The organism is Neobacillus drentensis, from assembly GCF_036965645.1.
GTDB classification, from domain to species: Bacteria; Bacillota; Bacilli; order Bacillales; family Cytobacillaceae; genus Neobacillus; species Neobacillus drentensis_D.
In genome coordinates this window covers 17,406-19,926 of sequence record NZ_JBALPZ010000235.1, presented here as the reverse complement: position 1 = coordinate 19,926, position 2,521 = coordinate 17,406, and the positions used below count along the sequence as shown (strand labels likewise).

The window sequence follows — 2,521 nt, the reverse complement described above, 5'->3', positions numbered from 1 at the left end:
GAAGAAACTTTACAAGGAATTAACCTAACTTTACTAACCCTTAACAATCTGGAAACTCTAGATTAATAATCTTTTTATTTAATAGGGATATGAACAAAATGTGTCCAATACTAGGGGGAGAACAATGGGAAAACAATTTTTAAGCAAAAAAGTAACTACTATTGCACTAGGACTAGCATTAACAATTCCTGCCTTAACACCGGCTGCAGCTGCAGGCAATGGTCATGTTACCATTGATTCCGTTAAGTTTAATGGGATGGAAGCACCGAAAACGATTGATAAGATGGTTCAAACCTATACGAATGCATCAATGGATGTAAAGTATAGTAATGGTGAAGTCAAGAATTTCCCGCTTTCTTATAAGAGGCTTTTTAAATCTGAAGATAAAGTAGCCATCAACAAAGGGAAATTAATTCCTGCAGGCACACCAATCGATGTGAATGGTGACCCAATCATGGATACAAGCGTGGAAGGAAACCCTACCTATTATGTTTCAGATGCACCTGATTCCAATAGTTTATTAAACCCAATTCATGGACAACAATACATGGTTACCCATTATGAATACCAAACAATTGATGCGGCTGGTAAATCAGCATATGGAATTGTACCTGCTTCCATGTCATTATCAAAATTAGACCAAGATGAAAAAACAGGAGAATTAACACCAAAAGAGGTTAAGAAAATTGATTTTTCAAGTGTGAATGGACTTTGGATTCCATGTAATGGTTCCCTTTCACCATGGAATACCCACTTAGGTTCTGAAGAGTATGAGCCAGATGCTCGCAGTTTTGAATTACCAACTTCCTCTACCAGAACTCAAGTAGAAAGCTTTGCTAAACTTTATTTTGGAGACAAGTCAAAGGCAAATCCATATTTTTATGGATTCATTCCTGAAATTAAAGTAGATAAACATGGAGAGGCTTCTGTTGCAAAACATTATAGTATTGGCCGTTTTTCTCATGAATTAATGAAGATGATGCCTGATCAGCGTACAGCATTCTTTGGAGACGACGGTTCCTATACAACGATGTTTATGTATGTAGCGGATGAAGCAAAGGATCTAACAGCGGGTACACTATATGCAGCAAAATTTCACCAAACAGGTACTGAAAATGGTGGAGCTGGTAATTTAGAATGGATCAAACTTGGCCATTCTACTGATAAGGAAGTTAAACAGATTATCGACAGCGGCATTAAGTTCAGCGATATTTTTGAAACTTCTGATGTTCCAAAAGAAGGCTTCAAAGCAATCAAGCAATATTCTTATGGGAAAACAGAATACTTAAAACTTAAGCCTGGTATGGAAAAGGCAGCAGCGTTCTTAGAATCCCGCCGTTATGCCGCATTACTTGGCGCTACATCTGAGTTTAACAAAATGGAAGGTGTAACTTTAAACGAAAAGGATAATAAAGTATATATTGCGATTTCCGATCAAAGTAATGGCATGATCGAAAGTTCAACAGACCCAGTTGATGATATGAAACTTCCAAAAATTAAATCAGGTGTTACGTATCAATTAGATTTAACAGATGGTCAAAAAGATTCCTCAGGTCAAAAGATTAATAGTAAATATGTGGCGGCTAGTATGTCTGGTTTAATTGCAGGTAAGGATATGCCATCTGCAGATCCTTATGGAAATACAGCAGATGTGAATTCGGTAGCAAATACAGATAATTTAAGCTATTCTGAGGCATTAAGGACCTTATTTATTGGTGAAGATAGTGGCATGCATACCAATAACTTTGTCTGGGCTTATAATGTGGATACAAAAGAACTATCAAGAATATTATCTGTGCCTGCTGGAGCTGAATCAACTGGTTTGTTTGCTGCAGATAACCGTAATGGATTCTCATACATTATGAGTAATTTCCAACATCCTGGAGATGAATTAGATGGCAAGAGCATTACAGCTGTTGATAAAAATGAATTAAAACTAGCGATGGAAAAAGAAATAGGAATTGATCGTACTGGTGGAGTAGGTTATATCTCTGGCTTACCTTCTCTAAAAGACTTACAAAATACAAATCGAGATGTAAAATGTGATTTGTATAAATAATTAACATATCTAAAGCTAAAAAACTCCGGTAATCAATGGTTGCCGGAGCAAATTTTTTTTGAACAGAAAAGAACCTGAGTGATAAATTCAGGTTCTTTTCTGTTCCTTGGATTCTTTAACTAGAGTTTAAGGACAAAAAAAATAACCTTATTTTAAAAAGGTTAGTTTTTTACTTTTAATGAATTTGTTTAATACCAGATAAACAAATAGAATGTAGCACTTGTTTTTCATCGATTAGTGATAGGACTTGTTTTTTGAGATTTAGTTGATAAACCCGTCCTTTTAGGGTCCGCAAAATTCCATTTCTATAATACTCAATCGTAATCTGTCCACCTTGAGCCAACTTTTGTAAGAACATTTAATCTCCTCCTTCTTAGTAATCCATTACACAATCAAATTATACGGAAAGTATTTTAAGGGAAGATGAAGCAGATGTTAAAAAATTATTAACGATCTAATAAC

Annotated in this window: 2 protein-coding genes; one reads left to right on the top strand and one right to left on the bottom strand. The window is 35.3% G+C overall.

Annotation, left to right across the window (positions count from 1 at the left end):
* The first annotated feature begins 124 nt into the window (after positions 1-124).
* Positions 125-2,059 carry a PhoX family protein gene (locus V7266_RS29395; protein ID WP_335472753.1) on the top strand — a complete coding sequence of 645 codons (1,935 nt, stop codon included), beginning with the start codon at positions 125-127 and terminating at the stop codon, positions 2,057-2,059.
* Positions 2,060-2,234: 175 nt separating this feature from the next.
* Here V7266_RS29395 and V7266_RS29390 read toward each other — a convergent pair whose 3' ends face one another.
* The gene (locus tag V7266_RS29390; RefSeq protein ID WP_335472752.1) at positions 2,235-2,417 is read right to left on the bottom strand and encodes a YolD-like family protein; all 183 of its coding nucleotides are present in this window, start codon (positions 2,415-2,417) and stop codon (positions 2,235-2,237) included.
* Positions 2,418-2,521: the final 104 nt, after the last annotated feature.

Excerpts from the sequence above, each read along its gene's own strand:
- V7266_RS29395 (WP_335472753.1), top strand. The coding sequence starts at position 125 with ATGGGAAAACAATTTTTAAGCAAAAAAGTAACTACTATTGCACTAGGA.
- V7266_RS29390 (WP_335472752.1), bottom strand. The coding sequence starts at position 2,417 with ATGTTCTTACAAAAGTTGGCTCAAGGTGGACAGATTACGATTGAGTAT.